A 16,300-nucleotide genomic window follows, 5' to 3' on the forward strand; every position below is an offset into this window, starting at 1 on the left:
TTTTAGCATTTTCTACCTTGGTTCAGCTCATGTAGAGATTTAAAAGCAGTTTTAGAATATTTCCAAAACTGCTTTTAATTTTATTCTCCTATTATAAATGAACTAAATTTTGAAACCTCATAAATTGGGATAAGTCTGTTTTTGCATTCCGATTTGTCAATAATGTAAATTACTTTACATTTTTCAAAAGCCTCAAATGTACTTCTATAAATACCATATTTTTTGAAAAAATCAATTGAAATAATCTTCTTTTTATGTTTTTTTAAGTATGCTTTTCTTACCAATCGGAAATCTGATTTTATATCCATCTTTCTTCTCAAAGATGAAGGATAGATGGTATAATCGAATTGTAAACTTACACTAGTGTTGTTTTTATTTGCCGAATCTTCAAAATTAATTGTAAAGCATCTATCATAGAAATCAAAATTATTTTTTGGAAGCTCTATTTTAGTATGGAACTTATCTACTTTAAAACTCACAAAAATGGTATCTAGTGTTTTGATATATGAAATATCTTGACAATATACACTAGTTGTAAATATTAGTAAAAAAAAATGTAATTTTTTCATAACTTTATGGTTCTAATTCTCTTTGTCCTGCCGTAATATATTGAACAAACAAGGAAAGCGTGTCTGATCCGGTCGGAAAATCTTGTTTAAAACAGCTTGTCTTGTCTAATCCACTTAAACTTAAATTCTTATAAAAATCATTCCAATTAAAAGCAGTAGACGTCAGAGGAATTCTCGTGGGATACATTGTGTATTCCTCTATAATTGTTCTTTGTGTCGCGGTTGTTACTAAATCTCTGATTTCAGAAAGTACCTTTTGCATCGTAGGTATCATATGATCATACATGAAATCGTGTTGCTCTTTAGCGTTTGGATACATACTGTTTAAAATCTTAACAAAATCGACTCCTGTAGCGGGATAATTGGCTTTGACAAAAAGATAGGCATGAATACACTCATGCAAAATGGTTTTGGCATTTTCGATCTTTGTTTGGCTCAGAGTTGTTCCTGATATCAAAATTTGTTTGCTTATTTTTATAATAATACTTTTTGTCCCTTGGTCAAAGCTTGTAGTTGCGTTAACTTCCTCTTTTGCTGGATCATTGTCTTCAAAAACATGGTCGTCTATTTCAAATTTAACATTATCTCTTGTGCTAACTTTAAAAATATCCAAAAATAATTTTTTAAACTCAGGTGATTTTGTCAATGCATTGTAAACTTCATTAAATTTTGCTCCCTCAGTAGTTTCATCGTTTATTGCAGATAGATCTATATTAAAGGGAGATTTAGCTGAGGCCTCTAAATCAAAGTTTAAATTTGGATTTTCAAACTTAGCAGTTCTTAATGAGTTAGCGATTAATGCACTTTCACTTGACCAATTATTATTAATTTGATATTGAATGGTTTCGTTAACGAATTCAATATTTTCAAAATTAGTACAAATTCGTAAAATATTCTGTTGAGTTTGCAAATCTTGTTGAGCTAACTTTTCGCCATGTTTAAGTAAAAATTGATAAGCAGTTAGTTTGAATGCAGCCAGACTTTCAAGAGTGTAAGTAGTTGGTATAAATTGATCAACTACTATAGGTAATTTTGTTAAGGCGTACGTTAAAGCGTTTTTATTTGCGGTGATTAACCCTCCGTTTGAAGCGATCCAATAGTTTGTGTATCCGATAAGCCATTCTGTCGTGTCAATTATGTTTTTAGTACTGCTATTTGCTATATACAAGTCATTAATAAATTGGTTAATTTGGAGTCTGTTTTGAACTGCAGGGTCACTCAAATCATAACTTACAAAATAGTTAGGAACAAAGATGTTTAGATTATTACTTTCTTCACCTATGCTAACACCATCGCTGTTCCCAATGGCCTCGGGGTTAGTAGAATTGCCTGCGGGGCTATTATTACTCCATTGACCTCCTATTGGGGTGAAGCCAGAACTTCCTGCAGTTGAACAACTCGCGGCTACAATTTTATATACTTGAATTTTTTTGGGTGTCTTACCATCTTTTTCATAGCAACTAGGGTCATTGGCCCGGCCATTTTCACCTTCACAAAAATCTACATCATGATCATAAACTTCGACTGTTAAACAACCACCCGTATCATTTTTACTAGTTTTTAAAATGTTGTCTATTTTTACGACTTTACTATTTTTAATAGATTGTGCAAAATCGATATTGTTGTTAATTTGATTTAGTGGTTTGTTCAGATAATAGGTTATTAAGTAGGTTTGCGGGGTTTTGTTTACTTTGCAGTCTACAACAATATTTTGTTGAAATGTTGCTGTTGCATCTTGATAAATTCTAAAAGAAAATGTTTCGTCTTGATTATCTCGTATGGTATGTTGAATATTTTGTAAATCTAGATCATAATTATTATTGGTTAGAATAGATTTGCTTCTAGTATTACTGACTTTTTGGAGTTTTATAGATGCTGTAAACGCATCAGTATTTATTTGCTGCAACTCCATTAGATCAATTTTTTTAAACGAGTAATCAGGTCTTTTGGTAGTAATAATTTCTGGATGTAAATCTTCAGTGCAACCACTAATAAAAAAGACATAAATACTTAAAAGTAGTATTTTACTAATTAAGCTTGAAATTTTGCTGGTTTGCTGGTTTGCTTGATAATTTAAGTGTTAAAGATAGCACTATTTTTTGTATTAGTGTTTGTCAAATTTATACTTTTAAAATGAAGTAAGAAATACCCACTTTTAGTGATTTTTCGATAGAATTAATGAAAATCAAGTAGTTAAAATAAATAGCGGTTAAATTTGATTAGTATTAAAATGACACTCTATTTATGAAGATTGTTTCGCCAATTCGCTATCGCTCGGGTCTTCGTTCCTCAGAATGACAAACTGGCCGTATATGAATCACCCCAAAATTGTCCTTCTGACGCAGGAAGAATCCAAACAAGTTGCTCACGAAACAGAGATTGCTGCGCCAATTCGCTATTGCTCGGGCCTTCATTACTCAGAAGAACAAACTATTCGCGTATAATTGTATTAAAAGTATCTTTAACCACCTCTCAATTTTGTCCTTCTGACGAAGGAAGAATCTAAACAAGTTGCTCACGAAACAGAGGTTCTTCGTTCCTCAGAAAGACAAACTATTCGCGTATAATTGTATTAAAAGTATCTTTAACCACCTCTCAATTTTGTCCTTCTGACGCAGGAAGAATCCAAACAAGTTGCTCACGAAACAGAGATTGCTGCGCCAATTCGCTATTGCTCGGGCCTTCATTACTCAGAAGAACAAACTATTCGCGTATAATTGTATTAAAATTATCTTGAACAACCTCTTAACTGTGTCCTTCTGACGAAGGAAGAATCTAAACAAGTTGCTCACGAAACAGAGGTTCTTCGTTCCTCAGAAAGACAAACTATTCGCGTATAATTGTATTAAAAGTATCTTTAACCACCTCTCAATTTTGTCCTTCTGACGAAGGAAGAATCTAAACAAGTTGCTCACGAAACAGAGGTTCTTCGTTCCTCAGAAAGACAAACTATTCGCGTATAATTGTATTAAAATTATCTTCAACAACATCTCAACTTTGTCCTTCTGACGAAGGAAGAACCCAAATAAGTTGCTCACGAAACAGAGATTCTTCGTTCCTCAGAATGACAAACAAACCGTATACGAATCACCCCAAAATTGTCCTTCTGACGCAGGAAGAATCCAAACAAGTTGCTCACGAAACAGAGGTTCTTCGTTCCTCAGAATGACAAACAAACCGTATACGAATCACCCCAAAATTGTCATTCTGACACAGGAAGAATCCAAACAAGTTGCTCAATAAACGAAGATTGCTAAGCCAATTCGCTACGCTCGGGTGTTCGTTCCTTAGAATGACAAACTAACCGCGTATAATTGTTTTAAAATTATCTTCAACAACCTCTCAACTTTGTCATTCTGACGGAGGAAGAACCTCCACAAGTTTCTCAATAAAACCAAAGTTCTTTGTGTCGCAAAATAATAGGTAATCTCCGATGCGTTCAATTTATAAAAGAGTTTAACTTTTGAATATAAATTATTCTAAAACTACCCAAGAAAGCTAAATTATAGTGCAAACTGGAATTAATCAGTTCTTAAGATTTATCATCACATACAAGTTAACGTGAATAAAGGGAGGATTTTATATTAATCTTCATAATTACATATTGCCCAAGGGTAAACTTCGTAAATTGGTGTTTTCCCATCCTTGCACTCGGTGTAATCAATCACATAAATTATTTTATTAGGATTTAAGATTTTAAGATATATTTCGCATGCCTGATACTGTTTGATAAAAAGTGAGTTTATAGTTTTATTACTATTTTTATTTAAAAAGTCTTTCTTAACAAAAAAGTGCTTGAATTCATTATTTAATTTTTCATTTCCCTTAGCTCTTGGTGTACCATGCTGAAAAGTAATTTTAATTTTTGCGTTATCTTTACTACCTTCATATATATAGTTTCTAACTATGAGTCCATTTTCATCTTGGGGGAATATTATTCTACTTTTAGTATCTTTTTTTTCATATTTAATATATATAGTATCTAGTTTTTTTAATTTTTCAAAGTCTTGCGCATTAGTTACATTTGTTAAAAAGAGTAACGTTAGTAAGTAGATCGTTTTCATAATTTTTTTATTTCTTGTTTAGATACTCATGACCGTATGTATTATATTGGGTATAAAAATTATAAGAATCAGAATCTTGTGGAAAATCATTTGTAAAAAAAGTTGTTTCGTCTAGACCGTTAATACTTATGAATTTATAATAATTGGTCCATAACCACTTTTCTCTTGTAAGTGGGGTTTTGGTGGGGATCATTATTAATGATTCAACTTCGGTTCTACCTGCTTGATATGTTACTAAATCTCTTATTTCGGCCAATATTTTTGACATAATTGGTAGCATATGTTTGTACATAAAATCGTGTTGTCCATTTTTGGTATTGTATTCAAAATTGATGACTCCTGCAATGTCCATACCAGCATTAATGTGCCCTCCCTTGATCGAAAGATACGCATGAATGCATTCATGTATAATCGTTTTCGCAATTTCAATATCAACTTTTGGAATACTTCCAGTTGAGGATAATATTTGTTTATTAATTTTAATTATTAAGTTTGGCGTACCGTCAAAATAAGTTTTTCCATTTACTTCTTTTTTGGTGGGATCATTATCTTTATATAGGTGTTCAGCTATCTCAAACTTTACATTAAATCGCTTGTTGTTATTATCAAATAAATCCAAAAATAATTTTTTAAACTCAGGTGATTTTGTCAATGCATTGTAAACTTCATTAAATTTTGCTCCCTCAGTAGTTTCATCTTTTATTGATGATCGATCAATATTAAAAGGAGATTTAATTGAGGCCTCTACATCAAAGTTTAAATTTGGATTTTCAAACTTTGCTGTTCTTAATGAGTTAGCGATTATTGCACTTTCACTTGACCAATTATTATTAATTTGATATTGAATGGTTTCGTTAACGAATTCAATATTTTCAAAATTAGTACAAATTCGTAAAATATTCTGTTGAGTTTGCAAATCTTGTTGAGCTAACTTTTCGCCATGTTTAAGTAAAAATTGATAAGCAGTTAGTTTGAATGCAGCCAGACTTTCAAGAGTGTAAGTAGTTGGTATAAATTGATCAACTACTATAGGTAATTTTGTTAAGGCGTACGTTAAAGCGTTTTTATTAGCGGTGATTAACCCTCCGTTTGAAGCGATCCAATAGTTTGTGTAACCGATAAGCCATTCTGTCGTGTCAATTATGTTTTTAGTACTGCTATTTGCTATATACAAGTCATTAATAAATTGGTTAATTTGAAGTCTGTTTTGAACTGCAGGGTCACTCAAATCATAACTTACAAAATAGTTAGGAACAAAGATGTTTAGATTATTACTTTCTTCACCTATGCTAACACCATCGCTGTTCCCAATGGCCTCGGGGTTAGTAGAATTGCCTGCGGGGCTATTATTACTCCATTGACCTCCTATTGGGGTGAAGCCAGAACTTCCTGCAGTTGAACAACTCGCGGCTACAATTTTATATACTTGATTTTTTTTAGGTGTCTTACCATCTTTTTCATAGCAACTAGGGTCATTGGCCCGGCCATTTTCACCTTCACAAAAATCTACATCATGATCATAAACTTCGACTGTTAAACAACCACCCGTATCATTTTTACTAGTTTTTAAAATGTTGTCTATTTTTACGACTTTACTATTTTTAATAGATTGTGCAAAATCGATATTGTTGTTAATTTGATTTAGTGGTTTGTTCAGATAATAGGTTATTAAGTAGGTTTGCGGGGTTTTGTTTACTTTGCAGTCTACAACAATATTTTGTTGAAATGTTGCTGTTGCATCTTGATAAATTCTAAATGAAAAAGTTTCATCTTGGTTGTCTCGTATCGTGTATTGAATATTTTGTAAGTCTAGATCATAATTATTATTCGAACCTATGGACTTGTTTTTACTATTAGTAATTTTTTGGAGTTTTGTGGATTCAGTAAATGCTTTACTGTTAATTTTTTGCAGCTCCATTAGATTAATTTTTTTAAACGAGTAATCCATCGTTCCAATATTTGTAAGTTCTGGATGTAGTTCGTCGCTGCAGCCATTTAAAGACATCATAAAAATGGCAAAAATAATTATCTTACAAATTAAGGTTTGTGGTTTGTGGTTTGTGGTTTGTGGTTTTTTTCATAAATTTAAATGATAAAGTTAGTGCTATTCTCTGATTATTAGCTTATCAAAAATATAAAATTTGCACGATCGAAGAAATACCCACTTTTAGTGATTTTGCACGATTACCTATGAAAATTATTTATTACCAATTTACACCATAAAAATAGTCAGACTCATGGTTACAAAAATTACTGTTTTTAGTAATAATTACGCCTTATTTCCAGCGAGAATACGCTTGTTTTTCTTGAAGGCAAAGTAGCTACATATCATTAACCGTAAATTTGTCATTGTGACAAAGGAAGAATCTCCGAAATTTGCTAAATAAGTAGAGATTCTTCGTTCCTCAGAATGACAAATATTTTCATAATGTGAACCCAAAATTGTCCTTGTAACGAAGGAAGAATCCAAATAAGTTACTCACGAAACAAAGGTTATTCGTTCCTCAGAAAGACAAACTAGCCACTTACGAACCAACCTCAACTTTGTCATTCTGACGCAGGAAGAATCTAAACAAGTTGCTCCTCAAACAAAGGTTAATAGTCACTCAGAAGGACAAACTAACCGTATACGAATCACCCCCAAAATTGTCATTCTGACGAAGGAAGAATCAAATCAAGTTGCTCAATAAACGTACTCAGTAAGTTCTCCAGAACCAAAAATTAATCTATTACACCTTATTCCCAGCAAGGATGCGCTTGTTTTTCTTAATCGAGTGATTCACCATATACAAACCGCTCAAAGTGATCAAACCGCCTATTCCGATGGCTAAGGTTAACGATTCACCAAAAATAATAGCACCTAGTAATACAGCTACAATAGGATTGACATAGGCATAAATACTATTAATTTCTGGAGGAAGTTTTTGCAGCATATAGATATAAGCAATAAAGGAAATGATGGACCCAATAATTACTAAGTAGGCAATGGCCCACCACGAAATGGCAGGAACGGTGCTTAGAGGTACCGCCATACCTGTAGTTTCTGTAATAGTCAATAAAAAGATACTCGAGATTACCATTTGAATTCCCAAACTAAAATAAGGGTTAAACGTAGCTGCTTTTTTCTTGGTGTACAAACTGCCAAAAGCCCAACTAATCGTAGAAAGCGTAAGTAATATTATCCCAAAACGGAAATCAGGAATCAATAAATCATTTAAGTGCTCATAAAAAATGACGCACACTCCTGAGAAAGCGATGAATAATCCTGCTATGGCCAGCTTGGCTAATTTTTCGCCTCTAAAAAAGGTGATAATCACGATCCAAATAGGGAAAATCGCATTGATAATCGCACCTAGTCCGCTACTGATATATTTTACACCCCAAGTACTTAAACCGTTGCTCAAGGCAAAATTTAAAATACTCAAGATAATAATGGTTTTCCACTGTTTGCCTTTGGGTAATGGTTCTTTTTTAAGGAGAAAGTAAACTACATAAAGCGATCCACCTATTAACTGACGGATTCCTGCCAACTGCAACGCTGGCATGTGGCGAACACCTTCCTTAGAGGCTATCCAAGTCGTTCCCCAAAAAAAACAAACAAAACACAAGGCTACGATTGCTAAACCGTTGGCGTTTTTTGGCGATGCCAATGCACTTACTATTTTTGATTTCAATTTAAAGAGGTATTATTTGAAAGGTGTACTCGAGTGTATTTTCTATTTTATCAACAACAATGGTCTTCTCAATCGAAGGTTTAGTGTGGTCAAATGTTGGAGCAGTTAATCCTAGTTCCACAGCTTTTTGTGTGTAGTAGGTTTCGCGTGAAGGATGGTAAGGTGTAGCAGCATTAAAACTAGTGTCCCAAGCATTTTTAGCGATGATTTGCTTAATGATACCAATACAATCGGCTTGATGAATCAAGTTAATTGGAGCATTAGGATTATCTAGGTTTTCTTTTCCTGCCAGGAATCGCACCGGATTACGATCTTCGCCAATCAAGCCGCCAAATCGTAAAATGGTAGTTTTGAACTGCGAATTATTCTGCAAAAGGGCTTCTACAATTTGGAGTTGTCGACCGCCTTCGGTATCGGGATTCAGTGTTGTTTCCTCGTTCACTTGATCATTATCATCTCCATAAACCGAAGTTGAACTGATAAAAAGGACGTTTTCTACAGTCGATTTTTCAATAAACGGAAGTATTGTTTTTATTTTGCCTACAAAATCTCCTGATTGATTGCCTCTCAACTTGGGTGGAATATCAATTACTAAAATGCTACTTCCTGTCAATAATTCTGCTAAAGGTCCTGACACGTTATCACTTTCCACTACAACTTGGTGCGGAATAATTCCAGCACTTTCTAAAACAGCTAGTTTCTCTGTTGAAGTGGTAGAGCCTTTTACCGATAAGCCGTCTTGAAGTAAGGCTTTCGCCAACGGCAAACCCAGCCAGCCGCAACCCAGAATACTAATTTGTTTCATTGCAATGATCGTTTTAACTGCTGGCAAATTTCGGGATAATTATTCGACTTTTAAGCTATCTACTTTAATAATTCTGCTTGCTTTTTTTGACTGTTGCACGGGCACTATTTGTGGTTCTGCCGCAATTGGTGGCGTTGGTTTAATGCGTTGTTTGATAACCACGGCATCGTTTAGGATAAACGGTGTTGGCATCATCCAATCGGCTCTTTTTTGCATTGAAAACAATGGGTTTTGCATCAAATCAAAGGAGCTTTCCAGTAATTGCATATCAAAAACATCAGAACGATTGATGCTAAAATCCAAAAGAAGTGGCTCATTATCAACCACATAATAACTCACTATTTTTGAACCACGACGAGGCAACAAAGCTCCTTTTTGCTCTAAATTTTGAGCACCATTGGCTTTAAAATTGGAAATAGCCATTTTTTCATTTGCAAAAATATCATAACGGTTTACCTTCCTGTTAGGACTAATTTTGATTTTCAAATAACGTTGGTTTCCAGCGATACTATCGCGTAAAAACTGAATGGTAGGCAAAGCAACTGCTTTAGGAGTAGTAGCTGTAGCGTATGTGAATTTAGAATTGTACTTGCTAAATAACGGCGTCGCGTTAAGTGCCTGTGGTGCTTTTGGGTTTTCGCCTAAATAAGCCTTAGTCCAAGAGTCTAAATTGGTGTCATAGGTTACCCAGTATGCTAATTTGCTTTCCGCATCGTAGAGATACAAAAGGCTGTTGGATTTAGCTTTCCCTTTTTCATAACCTGATTCGTAATGTGCTTGCGCAAAAAAGCCAATGGAAGCCAAAAGAAATACGAAGCCCCATTTTCCTTTTTTAGCAAAGCTGCCAAAAGTAGGTAACAGTAGTGCAAAGGTTAAAACTGTTAATACGGCACTACCGTATAGCATTTTTAGGCCTAAACCAATAGGGAACATTTGAATAAAAGGCGCAATAATAATGAAAGCGGGAATGCTTAGCAGTAGGTTAAGAAACTTATTTGATTTTTGAGTGATGACAAAAACTCCCAATGCAAGTAAACCGCAATAAACGGGTATGATTAAGAAACCTGCTCCCGGCAAATGTATCGCTATCAAGGCGTTAATCACAATCCATAAAAATAGAGGAGCGATATAGTGGTTCATCGCTAATTTTTTAATAGAAAACAGCTGGTAAAACCCAAAGCTTATTGCTAACGCTAAAAGTACAAAAGCAGCTATATAAGCGTGACCGTTGTAAGTGAAACCATTGAGCAAATCATTGTATTGTGGGTATATAAGCAATACTAATTTCCAACCTAGAAAACAAATTACACCTGTGGTTAATAAAGAACCTAACAAAGGAACGAAACCTTTGAAGATTTCAGGCAGGCACAGAATGCGTTTTCCTATACCAATAAAAACTAAAAGTAAAAATACTAAACCTGCTATGATTACCATAGGAACTACCCAACTAAACGGATAGTTTATAAAAGTAAATGGAGCATTAAAATAAACATAATCTTCGGTTGCTTCGGTTGCGTTTAAATCGGTATTAGAAAAGTATTTCAACAAAGGCATCAAATAAATTCCTTGATGTTCCAAGGTGTTTTTAGCTAGATGCGCTGGAGTATCTTGTTCGGTGTGGTAATTGTAATGGCTATCGATAAAAGCAAAATTGTACCCTTGGATCGCTCCTTTTTCTCTAAATACCGTTAAATCGGTGTCATTGGGAAGCATTTTATAAATGCTGTACATTAAGGAGTTGGAAACTGGGAAAGTCGCTTTTGCAGCAGCAAACTCTTTTACAAGAGCAGCATTTCCTTTAGTAGTCTCCATTAACATATAGCTAGGTCCTGATGAACCTCTTGCCTCAAAATTAAGGACTAGTCCAATATCTTTAGCCCACTGATGTTGCGTTACAAACAAAGCAGCACCGTTTAAACCTAATTCTTCTGCATCTGAGAAAAGAATAATAATGTCATTTTTATGTTTTTGCTTGTCATAAATAAAAGCACGGACGCTTTCTAGTATCGTTGCAACTCCTGATCCTGCATCACTAGCACCTGGCGAAAAGGAGTGCGGTGCGCTATCGTAATGAGATAATAAAAGGAGTGCTTTAGAGTTGGAAGTCCCTTTGATTCGGGCCATAATGTTTTTAGACTTGACCAAGTTTCCCCAATCTGTCAAGGTATAGCCTTCTTGAATGCTAGTCTCTAATCCTAGTTTTTGCAGTTCTCCTTGCAAATAGTTCCCTACTTGGTCGTGGTTTTTAGAACCCACATAATGGGGTTGCCTTGCAATATTTTCTACTTGTTTAAAGGCTCTAGCAGTTGAGAATTCAGATAGTGGTCCTTCGTCTTCTGATGTCATTTGTGGCATCATGGTGAAATAAATAAATCCTGTGGTTAATAGGAAAAACAAAACTGCAAAGAGGGATGAGTAGTCTTTTTTCATTCGGGGATGGTTGGTTTTTGGATAGTTGGTGGTGGTATTGTTAGATATCTTTTTTTACAAGCATATAAAAATCGTTGTCTAAAAGCAGGTACCCTTGGTCATAAAGGAAGTAATAGGTGTTACCTGTTTTGGTTTGTAAAATATTGGTAAAAAACTCAAAATCAAATCCCTTGCTTAAAAGTTTAGCGCGGGTGGTTTTTGATTTGCCTTCGGTATTTAAAGAGGTTAGAATGCGGTAATTTTTGCGCAACTTATTGTTAATGTTGCGCATAAAATTAGTACTGTCTTTGTTGATTTTGTTGTTATAGGCATTGCGACAGCCGTCGCTGCAAAACTTTTTGTCTTCACGTCCTATAATTTTCTCTTCGCATTCTAAACAACTTTTCATTATTTAAGACGGGTTAAATTATATAAATCGTGTCTTCTGTCCTTCATGGTGTTCACGCTTCCATGCTCGTGTAACTCTTTTAGCAAGTTCATATCGACATCAACAATTAAGGTCATCTCTGTATTGGGTGTAGCTTCAGCTTTGATTCCGTTACTTGGGAAAGCAAAATCAGAAGGCGTAAAAACAGCTGCTTGTGCATACTGGATATCCATATTGTTTACCTTAGGTAAGTTTCCAACACAACCTGCAATCGCAACATAACACTCGTTTTCGATCGCTCTTGCTTGTGCACAATGCTTCACACGTGTGTAACCGTTTTGTGTATCGGTCAGGAAAGGGACAAATAAAATATTCATTCCTTCATCCGCCATTAATCGAGAAAGTTCCGGGAATTCGACATCATAACATATTACAATTCCAATTTTCCCACAGTCGGTATCAAAAGTTTGAATTACGTCTCCGCCCGTGATTCCCCAGTGGAACACTTCGTTTGGAGTGATGTGAATTTTGCGATACATTTCGTTTGTACCGTCTCTTTTGCATAGGAAACCAACATTATATACATGTCCGTTTTCTATAAAAGGCATACTTCCCGTGATGATATTGATGTTATACGAAATTGCAAATTCTTGGAAACGCAATTTCACCGCTTCGGTATGACGTGCCAATTCTCTAATGGCTTCGGCCTCTGATAAATGGTTGTAATCGGCCATTAAAGGTGCCGTAAAAAACTCAGGAAACAAGGCGAAATCACTACCATAGCCTGAAACAGCGTCTATAAAAAATTCGGCTTGTTCAAAAAGTGCATCTAAATTTCCTAACGAACGCATTTGCCATTGGATCAATCCCAATCGAACCACACTTTTGGTTGTGTTGATTAATTTAGGACTATCGTCGTAGTAAATATTATTCCATTCGAGTAAAACGGCAAACTCTTGCGATTCGACATCACCCAATAAATAATTTTTGAGTACGCGTAATTCGTGAAAGTCATTGCTTAACTGAAACGATAAAACGGGATCATAAATTTCTTTTTTCTTTACTTTTTCAATATATACTTTAGGAGTGATTTCGTCTTTAAATTTGGCGTAATTCGGAATCCTACCAGCAAAAATGATGGACTTTAAGTTCAGTTGCTCACACAGTTCTTTTCGAACATCATACAAACGGCGACCTAATCGTAAACCACGGTATTGCGGGTTAATAAAAACATCTATTCCGTATAAAACTTCTCCATCAGGATTGTGAGTCGAGAAGGTAAAATTGCCAGTAATGGCTTTGTAAGTACGGGTTTTAAAGGCGAAATCTTCGGTAACTAATAAGGATAATGCGGAGCCAACAACAATTCCATCTACAACAATTACTAATTGTCCTGCGGGGAATTTTTTCAGTAAAAGTTCGATTTGATCTTCTTTCCAAAAGGAATCGGCCATTTCTGGATAGGATTCCACCATTGATTTTTTTAATTCTTTGTAATCTTCAATTTGTAAGTTGCGTAACTCAATTGTCTTAATATTTGCTGGCATAAATGATTTTTATTTTTGGCAAGATACGAAAAATAATAGCCGTTTACAAACGTTTACAATTATTTACAACCGAAAGTAATTGAACGTTAACCGAATAAGTTCTTGCTCCTGTCTAATCTTTGCAATGTCGAAATCAAACAACAAGAAACCGACACGATTATAAACCATAACAAAGTCTGATACGAAATCAGATACTAACAATTAAATTTATACGCCATGAAAAACACAGTACAATTAATCGGACATGTAGGACAAGATCCAGAAGTAAAAAACTTAGAAGGTGGAAAAAAATTAGCGAACCTTTCTATCGCCACAAATGAAGTGTATTACAAAGAAAACGGAGATAAAGTAGAAAAAACCGAATGGCACCGCGTAACAGCCTGGGGAAAAACGGCCGAAATCATTGAGAAATACGTAACCAAAGGAAGAGAAGTTGCTATAGAAGGCAAATTGACACATCGCAGCTATGATGATAAAGACGGAGTGAAACGATTCATAACTGAAGTCGTTGCTAATGAGTTGCTTTTATTAGGAAAAGCACAATAAAGAAATAATCAATTATGAATTGCACGAATTGCTATTGAAGCAGTTCGTGCTTTTTTTTAGAAAATATTTTTGGCTGCACGGTAGGTATTAGCATGTGATTCAATAATGGTTTTAATATCGGGAGAATAACCACCACCCATAGAAACCTGGACTGGAATTTGGTATTTTGAGCATAATTCAAAAACCAGTTCATCTCTTTTTTTACAGCCGTTGACTGTGCAACCTAATTTTCCTAATTTATCGGTAGCTAGAATATCTACTCCAGCCAAGTAGAAAATGAAATCTGGTTTTTGGGTTTCAATCAATTGCGGAATCACTGTCGCAATAGTGCTTAAAAATTCAGAATCTGAAGTGCCATCATCAAAAGCAATATCTAAATCAGAGGTTTCTTTTTTGAAAGGATAATTCGTTTTCCCATGCGTTGAAAAGGTAAAAACAGAACTATTGTTTTGGAAAATTTCGGCTGTTCCATTGCCTTGATGTACATCGAGGTCGATGATTAAAATCTTCTTAGCTAATTTTTGATTTAATAAAAATTGCGCTGCAATAGCCTGATCGTTCAATAAACAAAAGGCTTCTCCGTGAGTAGAATAGGCATGATGGGTTCCTCCAGCAATGTTAAAAGATACTTGAGCTTCAAAAGCTTTTTGAGCGCCTGTGATCGTTCCTTGCGCAATTATCAATTCGCGTTGCACTAATTCACGAGACAATGGGAATCCAATTTTTCTAGCCGCTTTGGCATTCAAGGTGAGTTGCAATAAATCATTTACGTACTCTTGGGTATGAATGGCTAGGACTGGAGCTAAATCAGCTATGGTAGGTTCAAAGAAATCAGTTGCTGTTGCCGTTCCTTCATAAAGTAGCTGTTGTGGTAGCAATTCATATTTCAGCATAGGAAACCGATGTCCCTCGGGTAAAGGATGCTGGTATATAGGATGAAATGCTATCGGGAACATAAAAAATAATCGAATTTATTTATTCATAATCTCTTGAAAATAATCGACAAATTGACCGAGCTGTAATCCATCGATTAAACCATGATGTACATGAATTGACATAGCCATTGTTTTTATTCCTTCTTCAGTGGTTATCATTTTTCCAAAAGAGATTTTAGGACAACTATCCGGGAAAGTATAGCTTCTTGCATGAGAAAGCGAGGTGAAATTAAGCCAAGGTATGGCCGAGAAATGAATCAAATTATCGTCACTAAATTCACGAGTAAAAAGGCCAGTTGTCGTTTGAATTCGGGCCGCTTCAGCAGTAGCTTTTGTTTCAAAAACTAGATAGTCAGGATTGTATTCGATTAAAGAAAAACCAAAAGTACCATCCTCTCTACCAATAGTAGCAGAGGCATTAATTTGATCGTAAATATAAACCGAATCGTCAGCAATGCGGTATTTAAAACATTCGATATGATTAACAGCGACTAATGTTTTATGCAAGTAATAGGTAAAAAAAGATGTCTTTCTCTCTTTTGCAGCAGCATAAGCCTTAGTACAATCGATAGTGACTGTAGCACCAAAAAACGGTTCTTCAAATTGTTTGAAAAACATAAAATGTTCCTTTCGGTTCCAATTGGCTATGTCTAATTTTTGTTTCATTGGATTGTTAGACTAGTTTTTTCAATACTTCGACAATGTTTTCATGCGTGCTAAAGTTTTCATGTACCACTTTATGATCAATTTTTTCATGTGCCCAGGTCGTGTGAAACGGAATATGAACGGCGTGTCCGCCAATAGCTAAAACAGGTAATACATCTGATTTTAAGGAATTTCCAATCATGAAAAACTCCGAAGGTTCAATTTCGAGTCTTTTGATTAAATCCGTATAATCTTTTTCTTGTTTGTCAGACATCACCTCGATATGGTGAAAATAATGTCCTAAACCAGAATTGTGCAATTTGCGTCTTTGGTCAAGTAAATCCCCTTTGGTGGCAACCACTAATTTGTATTTGCCATACAAGGCATCTAAAGTTTCTTCGACGCCGTCGAGTAAAACAATTGGTTTTTGAAGTAGCTCTTTGCCATACTGAATAATTTTTTCGACAATTTCAATTGGAATGGTGTTATTCGAAATGGTCATCGCAGCTTCAATCATTGACAGGATATAGCCTTTAATACCGTAACCGTATAATTTCAAATTGTCGATTTCGACTTTAAATAGTTCTTGTGAAATCCCTTGTTTGGACAGGTAATCTTGCATTAATCCACAAAATTTTTGCTCTGTCTCATCGAAATACGTTTCGTTGATAAATAGCGTATCATCTGCGTCGAAGGCAATTACTTTTATGTTTTTCAT

13 protein-coding genes are annotated in these 16,300 nt (G+C 34.9%); 1 reads left to right on the top strand and 12 read right to left on the bottom strand.

What is annotated here, in order from left to right; genetic code table 11:
• Positions 1-80: 80 nt before the first annotated feature.
• The 9 genes from ACZ2G0_RS04130 to ACZ2G0_RS04170 form a co-directional block, all read right to left on the bottom strand.
• Positions 81-569: a hypothetical protein gene (locus ACZ2G0_RS04130; protein ID WP_470309129.1), complete on the bottom strand. Its 489-nt coding sequence runs from the start codon at positions 567-569 to the stop codon at positions 81-83.
• A gap of 4 nt (positions 570-573) precedes the next feature.
• Positions 574-2,481 (bottom strand): hypothetical protein, encoded by a 1,908-nt coding sequence (locus ACZ2G0_RS04135; protein ID WP_470309130.1) that lies wholly within the window; start codon positions 2,479-2,481, stop codon positions 574-576.
• A gap of 1,672 nt (positions 2,482-4,153) precedes the next feature.
• Positions 4,154-4,633, bottom strand: a complete 480-nt coding sequence (locus tag ACZ2G0_RS04140; protein WP_404761940.1) for a hypothetical protein — start codon at positions 4,631-4,633, stop codon at positions 4,154-4,156.
• Positions 4,634-4,640: 7 nt separating this feature from the next.
• Complete coding sequence (locus ACZ2G0_RS04145; RefSeq protein WP_470309131.1) at positions 4,641-6,551, bottom strand: hypothetical protein; 1,911 nt, start codon at positions 6,549-6,551, stop codon at positions 4,641-4,643.
• A gap of 811 nt (positions 6,552-7,362) precedes the next feature.
• Positions 7,363-8,307, bottom strand: a complete 945-nt coding sequence (locus tag ACZ2G0_RS04150) for a DMT family transporter (protein WP_470309132.1) — start codon at positions 8,305-8,307, stop codon at positions 7,363-7,365.
• Position 8,308: 1 nt separating this feature from the next.
• On the bottom strand, positions 8,309-9,112 hold the full coding sequence (locus tag ACZ2G0_RS04155) for an SDR family oxidoreductase (protein ID WP_470309133.1): 804 nt from the start codon (positions 9,110-9,112) through the stop codon (positions 8,309-8,311).
• 39 nt (positions 9,113-9,151) lie between these two features.
• A complete protein-coding gene (locus ACZ2G0_RS04160; protein ID WP_470309134.1) occupies positions 9,152-11,542 on the bottom strand; it encodes a M28 family peptidase in 2,391 nt (796 codons plus the stop codon).
• A 40-nt stretch (positions 11,543-11,582) separates the two neighbouring features.
• On the bottom strand, positions 11,583-11,930 hold the full coding sequence (locus tag ACZ2G0_RS04165) for a hypothetical protein (protein ID WP_300286053.1): 348 nt from the start codon (positions 11,928-11,930) through the stop codon (positions 11,583-11,585).
• Positions 11,930-13,456 carry a GNAT family N-acetyltransferase gene (locus ACZ2G0_RS04170; protein ID WP_470309135.1) on the bottom strand — a complete coding sequence of 509 codons (1,527 nt, stop codon included), beginning with the start codon at positions 13,454-13,456 and terminating at the stop codon, positions 11,930-11,932. Before ACZ2G0_RS04170 ends, ACZ2G0_RS04165 begins: the two co-directional genes overlap by 1 nt.
• A gap of 216 nt (positions 13,457-13,672) precedes the next feature.
• On the opposite strand from ACZ2G0_RS04170, the gene ACZ2G0_RS04175 reads away from it, so the two are divergent.
• Positions 13,673-14,002: a single-stranded DNA-binding protein gene (locus ACZ2G0_RS04175; RefSeq protein WP_470309136.1), complete on the top strand. Its 330-nt coding sequence runs from the start codon at positions 13,673-13,675 to the stop codon at positions 14,000-14,002.
• 56 nt (positions 14,003-14,058) lie between these two features.
• Here ACZ2G0_RS04175 and ACZ2G0_RS04180 read toward each other — a convergent pair whose 3' ends face one another.
• From ACZ2G0_RS04180 to ACZ2G0_RS04190, 3 genes are read right to left on the bottom strand one after another with little or no spacing between them, the layout of a single operon-like run.
• Positions 14,059-14,958, bottom strand: coding sequence for a histone deacetylase family protein (locus ACZ2G0_RS04180; protein WP_470309137.1), 900 nt, complete (start codon positions 14,956-14,958; stop codon positions 14,059-14,061).
• A 15-nt stretch (positions 14,959-14,973) separates the two neighbouring features.
• On the bottom strand, positions 14,974-15,603 hold the full coding sequence (locus ACZ2G0_RS04185; RefSeq protein ID WP_470309138.1) for a CatA-like O-acetyltransferase: 630 nt from the start codon (positions 15,601-15,603) through the stop codon (positions 14,974-14,976).
• Positions 15,604-15,610: 7 nt separating this feature from the next.
• Positions 15,611-16,300 (bottom strand): HAD family hydrolase, encoded by a 690-nt coding sequence (locus ACZ2G0_RS04190; protein WP_300286065.1) that lies wholly within the window; start codon positions 16,298-16,300, stop codon positions 15,611-15,613.

This window comes from Flavobacterium sp. KKT103 (assembly GCF_055640565.1).

What these genes read in the sequence shown, in the direction of transcription:
- ACZ2G0_RS04170 (WP_470309135.1), bottom strand. Translation starts at nt 13,456, where the DNA reads ATGCCAGCAAATATTAAGACAATTGAGTTACGCAACTTACAAATTGAA.
- ACZ2G0_RS04165 (WP_300286053.1), bottom strand. Translation starts at nt 11,930, where the DNA reads ATGAAAAGTTGTTTAGAATGCGAAGAGAAAATTATAGGACGTGAAGAC.
- ACZ2G0_RS04175 (WP_470309136.1), top strand. Translation starts at nt 13,673, where the DNA reads ATGAAAAACACAGTACAATTAATCGGACATGTAGGACAAGATCCAGAA.
- ACZ2G0_RS04135 (WP_470309130.1), bottom strand. Translation starts at nt 2,481, where the DNA reads ATGGAGTTGCAGCAAATAAATACTGATGCGTTTACAGCATCTATAAAA.
- ACZ2G0_RS04190 (WP_300286065.1), bottom strand. Translation starts at nt 16,300, where the DNA reads ATGAAAAACATAAAAGTAATTGCCTTCGACGCAGATGATACGCTATTT.
- ACZ2G0_RS04145 (WP_470309131.1), bottom strand. Translation starts at nt 6,551, where the DNA reads ATGGAGCTGCAAAAAATTAACAGTAAAGCATTTACTGAATCCACAAAA.
- ACZ2G0_RS04160 (WP_470309134.1), bottom strand. Translation starts at nt 11,542, where the DNA reads ATGAAAAAAGACTACTCATCCCTCTTTGCAGTTTTGTTTTTCCTATTA.
- ACZ2G0_RS04140 (WP_404761940.1), bottom strand. Translation starts at nt 4,633, where the DNA reads ATGAAAACGATCTACTTACTAACGTTACTCTTTTTAACAAATGTAACT.
- ACZ2G0_RS04185 (WP_470309138.1), bottom strand. Translation starts at nt 15,603, where the DNA reads ATGAAACAAAAATTAGACATAGCCAATTGGAACCGAAAGGAACATTTT.
- ACZ2G0_RS04180 (WP_470309137.1), bottom strand. Translation starts at nt 14,958, where the DNA reads ATGTTCCCGATAGCATTTCATCCTATATACCAGCATCCTTTACCCGAG.
- ACZ2G0_RS04155 (WP_470309133.1), bottom strand. Translation starts at nt 9,112, where the DNA reads ATGAAACAAATTAGTATTCTGGGTTGCGGCTGGCTGGGTTTGCCGTTG.
- ACZ2G0_RS04130 (WP_470309129.1), bottom strand. Translation starts at nt 569, where the DNA reads ATGAAAAAATTACATTTTTTTTTACTAATATTTACAACTAGTGTATAT.